The following is a 5,004-nucleotide window of genomic DNA, read 5'->3' as shown; positions in this document are numbered from 1 at the left end:
CCTTCGATATTCGTTATCCCCTGAACAATAGCTTCGCTCTCCAATTTCATTTCGTAGCCGACATCGGTCAGACGTCGGCCTTGAACTGTCTGCTGTCGTCTGGGGCATGGATTCTCCCGTAGCTGTGCACGAAGTTTTTCGCGGCAGTCTGCCAGCATCGGATAGGGAATCACATGCGGGTGAATGCTGAATTATGCGGGGTGGTTTATGGGCTGCATCCTTGACCCGGAACGACTGCGCGTGGGGATGCCCCTTGCCCGCCAGTCGACCGTCAGCGTGTCTCAGACGCGGATGCAGTGCACGCGGACCTCGCGTGCATAGGTCCGGCGGAAGAGTTCGGACTCGATGGCGCGGGGGGTGGAACTCGGGGTCGCGGCGGCGGTAGAGCCTGTAGGCGTCGTCCAGTCGGTGCAGGTTCTCGGGAGCAGCAGCCCCGAGTTGCGCAGCAGCCCGGCCAGGCTGTGGACCGTGTACGCCCCGCGGCTGAAGCCGAAGAGGAAGATGTCGTCGCCTTCCCCGTACAGTTCCATCAGAAAACGGTACGCCTGCAGGATGTTCCGCGAAATCCCCATCCCCGAAACCCCGTCCCGTATCCTGTCGTACCATTGCGTGCCCACCCCCGTATCGTAGTAGCGCATCTGCGGCTTGCCGTTCCCGGCATACGGCGCCACGGCCATGGCGAGTCTGGTCACGTTGGTCGGGCAGACCACCCCGTCATCTTTCTGGTCCGGGGTGTTCCACGTGCCGTCGCAGCAGACGACGACGCGTTTGGACATGCAGCCTCCTAGATGATTCGTTTGCATCTGGGGGGGCCGGGCATGGCTGCAGGACATCATGCCGCGCAGTGGATTGCGGAGGCCCTGCGACCTTGCCGCTTTTGTCTTCCGCACGGACGGATGGCTGCGAATCGGGCCGGCAGCCTCAACAGGAGAGTGCTACGTGATTTGTGCAGGAGATGAATCGGGATGCGTCATGAAATGTTCCGGGAAATGCTTGCGAAAAATAACTACGAAAGCGGCTGGCTTCGGGTGATGGGGCTAGGGGCGCGATCAACGCTTCGTGGCGATAATCAGCACGGGGGATACGTATGTAATGGGTACTCGTAATGACTGTATGACATCAGGAAATATGTTGCCTGCGTGCTGCATGTGATGTATGCGCTTCAAAATTTTTTAATCATTGATCCGTGTCGGAGGCAATGATGCATGAGCGGCAAGGCAGAGAAGACGAAGGCGGTTCCGAGGGCCGGAAAGAGGGTGGTTTTTCCGTCTGGCGGCTGGATGACAACAACAACGAGTTTCTGGTTCGAGACGGGTTGGCCGAGGAAGAGGCCCTGGCGCTGGTACGGGAGTATGAGGGGCGGGGGCATCGGCAGGCGTATTGGGTGAAACAGGAGAGCGGGCGGCAGATTCTATGAAATCCCCTGATAAATCCACTGATTCCTGACAGTTCATGAAGATGAGCCAAAGGAAGACCCGACCCCTTTTCTTGTTCGTGTTGTGTTTTTAAAAACTAGCAAACATAGAATATATCATTATGACGAAATCATATAGATTAACATTAATAGCATTTTCGACTTCGATATTACTTGTGGTTGGATTTATTCTTACACATAGTTTTGATTTCATTCTTAATGATTTCTGGTTTACATCTGGTCTGCTACTTCTAATTTTATTGTCTTTAATTGACCAGCCACACTTCTCGAAAGATTCAAATATTTTCGTTAACGCAGTAACAGCTGCCATATCACTGCTGTTAGTTAAAGGTAATGATAGAGATTTAATTTTTTGGGTGTTCTTTTCTGCAACAATATATCTCCTCTTATCGAGTTACATTTTATTGTGGGTACGGCATAGGCAGCTAATTGAAGAGAATAAATTAATTCGTATTACTTCAAGGTTGAATCGAGAAATAGGAAAGCCCGATGCGCTATTTTCTGCATTTTTCTTATGGGGTGCTTTTAAACAATTTGGAGGAGGGACTATAGAGTTTAATGCACTTCTGCTATTTTGGGTTGTTTTTATAATTTTAAACATACCCTCTCTCTCTCTCGTGCGATAAGTGACCTTTTCACTAGCGAAATGGAAGCTACAAAAGATAGTGCTTTGGGTCAAATTTTTGGAGTTCAATCTAAGAACACGTTTTTAGTTAAATTATTTGATTCATCAATCAGATCAACTAAAGCTAGAATATTTGATTTTGTTGAATTCCAGTATTCTACTGACCAAATAATACGTCGAGGTCTGTTGCTAGAAAGTTATTTATTAAATCAAGAACAGTGGGTTAAGGTGTTGTCTAACCAGCAAATTGAAACAATATTTAAACAGCAACAACATCTAGAAAAACATGCTTTAGATGTTGTTTACAAACTCGACAGTATCCCTGAAAATAAGTTTTTGCTACGATTTGTAGGAATAGTTACAGACAGTAGTACTATTAATAAAATTAGATTTATTTTTAACTCTAAAATAGAAGTTTATGAAGGTCAACTTCTTGAAATCGCAATTAATAAAACCAAAGTCCTTTACCAGATTGTTGAAGGAATAACGAAAATTGAAACTTTAGAGCACAAAAACCAAACCGGATTAATTATAGGAGAAGCAATTCAACTGGGGACATGGAATATCCAAAAATTTCAGTTCGAACAATTTGGTTGGGTCCCTGAAATCAATTCTCCTGTCTTTTTAGCTTCGGATATTGAAACGCCTAAGTTAGAAATTGACGAATATGTCATTGGCAATATTCCTAACACAAATTATCCAGTAACATTGAATAAGCGCACCGCAATGTCACATCATTTAGCTGTTATTGGCGTCACAGGAACAGGAAAATCAATATTTTCGAGGAATTTAATTAGGCAATATTTGTCCGATGACGATGTTAAAGTAATTTGCATTGATTTTACAGGTGAATACGTTGGCAAATTCAGTGATTTAAATCCAAAACATGTAATAGATTCTAAAGTATCTAATCAGCTTTTTAAAGATATCGATTTTATCGAAAGAGAGGTTGGTAACAATTACAACAAAGATAATGACAAATCACGAGCAAAAAAGATCGAAGTTGCCAATACAATTAAGGATGAGGTCAAAAAATTCTTAGAAGGTCCTGATCAATTATCAATATTTGAGCTTCCTCATGTAGATAATACTTCAGGTGTTTTGACATATACGAAAGCCTTTTTTAAAATATTATTTCAAATTGCGAAACAAGATGGAAATTATGGCAAACGGGTTTGTTTGGTACTAGAAGAAGCACATACCATTGTCCCAGAGTGGAATTTTTCAGGAGTCTCGGACAAGGTTAGTCAACCCTTGCTGAACAGCATCGCCCAGATCGCCTTACAAGGAAGGAAATACAATGTAGGTTTGTTAGTTATTGCTCAGCGTACAGCAAATGTATCAAAAACCATACTAACTCAATGTAATACGATTATCTCTTTTCAAGAGTTTGATAAGACCAGTAGTGATTTTTTAGCGAACTATTTTGGTCAAGACATTGTAAACAGCTTAACTAAATTAAAATTCAGACAAGCAATTGCGGCTGGAAAAGCATTTCGATCAAGTGTGCCCATGATATTTGAATTGCCAGAAATAAAAGAATAATAATTACACAACAAATCATTTCACCGACAAAGTCGAGGGTCAGATCTTGATCTTTATTTATCTCAGGTTATCTCCCTCACATGTGCCGGTATGTCGTGCTCAATCCCGTGCGGGCCGGCATGGTCAAGGATGCCGAGAAGTATCCTTGGTCCAGCTACAGGGCTACCGCCGGACTCGACAAGGTGCCGGAGTTCCTGTCCGTGGACTGGATTCTGGAAAACTTTGGACTCGACCGGAACAGCGCCTGCACAGAATACCGGCGGTTCATCAAGGCAGGAACGGAGCTTGAAGACTCGCCCTGGAGCGATCTCAAAGGGCAGTGCTTCCTCGGTGACGATGCGTTTCTCGAAAAGCTGTTTCCCATGCTCAAGGAAAAGAGCGCCCTCAAGGAGGTTCCCCGCATCCAACGCTTCGCCGACCGTCCCAGCCTGGAGAACCTGTTGGCGAACACTAAAGGCAGGGAGGAGCGCGACAAGACAATTGTCAAGGCGTGCCTCGAATTCGTATACACCCAGGCCCAAGTGGCCGTTGCGACCGGCTTGCATTATTCGACCGTGAGCAGGATTGTCCGCCGGGGAGAGTCAAGACTCAATAGCTGACCCTTGGCCTCTGATCGGGCAGGCGAGGCACATGGCGCAATCCGATTCAATCTGGTTGTCATGAACATATTGGTTTCCAACGACATCGGAGCATGCACGTGCTGACGGTCCACACGCATCGCCGCCATCAGGCTTCCATTCTGGCCCTTGTCCTTTTTGTCGTCACTCTTGCCGCTTGCGGCGAAACCGACAGGACCGGCGAGTTCTACACCGATTGGGATATCGCGGGTGGTTGCGCCAGTGGTTTGCCCGGGGCCGTCCGGCGCGATGGGAACAATGCTGTCTCCGATTTCTGCGACCTCGCTCCGGGCGGCTGGATCTGGGTCACATATGCCGCCGAGTGGTGCACGGCCAGCAGGAACCAGGCTGCGCCCGCAACCCGGTTCGCGCGAACGGTCGGGGGCAGGGCGGACGTGTTCACCGTGCTCACCGGCGGGGCGGAGCCCTTCACCGTCGCCCATCTCGAACAGGAGTTTCGAAAAAATCTCCTGATCCAGGCCCATTTTCTTCATAATTCCAGACTATTACCCTTACATTTCCTGTAAGACCCCTTCCTTTCCCGTTTTTCCACGACACAACTTGCTGATTTTTTACCAAAAAGAATGATTTTTCTTGCACATGTAAGACCCTTATGATATGGCCGAGACATGGCGCACCTCCATAAGAAAATGAAAAACGGAAGACCCTACTTCTACATCCGTGAGATTGCCCGTGTGAACGGCAAGCCCAAGGTTGTGAATCAGGTCTACCTCGGCACGGTGGAAAAGATCCTCAGCCTGGTCACGGGGCAGAAGTCAGCG

The 5,004-nt window shown here is 47.1% G+C and carries 5 protein-coding genes; 4 read left to right on the top strand and 1 reads right to left on the bottom strand.

What is annotated here, in order from left to right:
• Positions 1 to 281: 281 nt before the first annotated feature.
• Positions 282 to 776 carry a phospholipase effector Tle1 domain-containing protein gene (locus tag G394_RS19580; RefSeq protein WP_043776271.1) on the bottom strand — a complete coding sequence of 165 codons (495 nt, stop codon included), beginning with the start codon at positions 774 to 776 and terminating at the stop codon, positions 282 to 284.
• A 422-nt stretch (positions 777 to 1,198) separates the two neighbouring features.
• Between G394_RS19580 and G394_RS19575 the strand changes: the two genes are divergently transcribed.
• The 4 genes from G394_RS19575 to G394_RS0115880 all read left to right on the top strand — a co-directional run bounded on the left by G394_RS19575 (position 1,199) and on the right by G394_RS0115880 (position 4,749).
• Positions 1,199 to 1,417 carry a hypothetical protein gene (locus G394_RS19575; protein WP_211226311.1) on the top strand — a complete coding sequence of 73 codons (219 nt, stop codon included), beginning with the start codon at positions 1,199 to 1,201 and terminating at the stop codon, positions 1,415 to 1,417.
• A gap of 664 nt (positions 1,418 to 2,081) precedes the next feature.
• Positions 2,082 to 3,605, top strand: coding sequence for an ATP-binding protein (locus G394_RS20940; RefSeq protein ID WP_156902648.1), 1,524 nt, complete (start codon positions 2,082 to 2,084; stop codon positions 3,603 to 3,605).
• Positions 3,606 to 3,724: 119 nt separating this feature from the next.
• Positions 3,725 to 4,204 (top strand): hypothetical protein, encoded by a 480-nt coding sequence (locus G394_RS19570; protein ID WP_156902646.1) that lies wholly within the window; start codon positions 3,725 to 3,727, stop codon positions 4,202 to 4,204.
• 92 nt (positions 4,205 to 4,296) lie between these two features.
• Positions 4,297 to 4,749, top strand: coding sequence for a hypothetical protein (locus G394_RS0115880; RefSeq protein ID WP_028578500.1), 453 nt, complete (start codon positions 4,297 to 4,299; stop codon positions 4,747 to 4,749).
• The last annotated feature ends 255 nt before the right edge of the window (positions 4,750 to 5,004 follow it).

It is taken from the genome of Desulfomicrobium escambiense DSM 10707, from assembly GCF_000428825.1.
GTDB lineage: Bacteria > Desulfobacterota > Desulfovibrionia > Desulfovibrionales > Desulfomicrobiaceae > Desulfomicrobium > Desulfomicrobium escambiense.
Note: the sequence above shows the minus strand (reverse complement) of the source record. Positions and strands in the feature narration are given on the sequence as shown.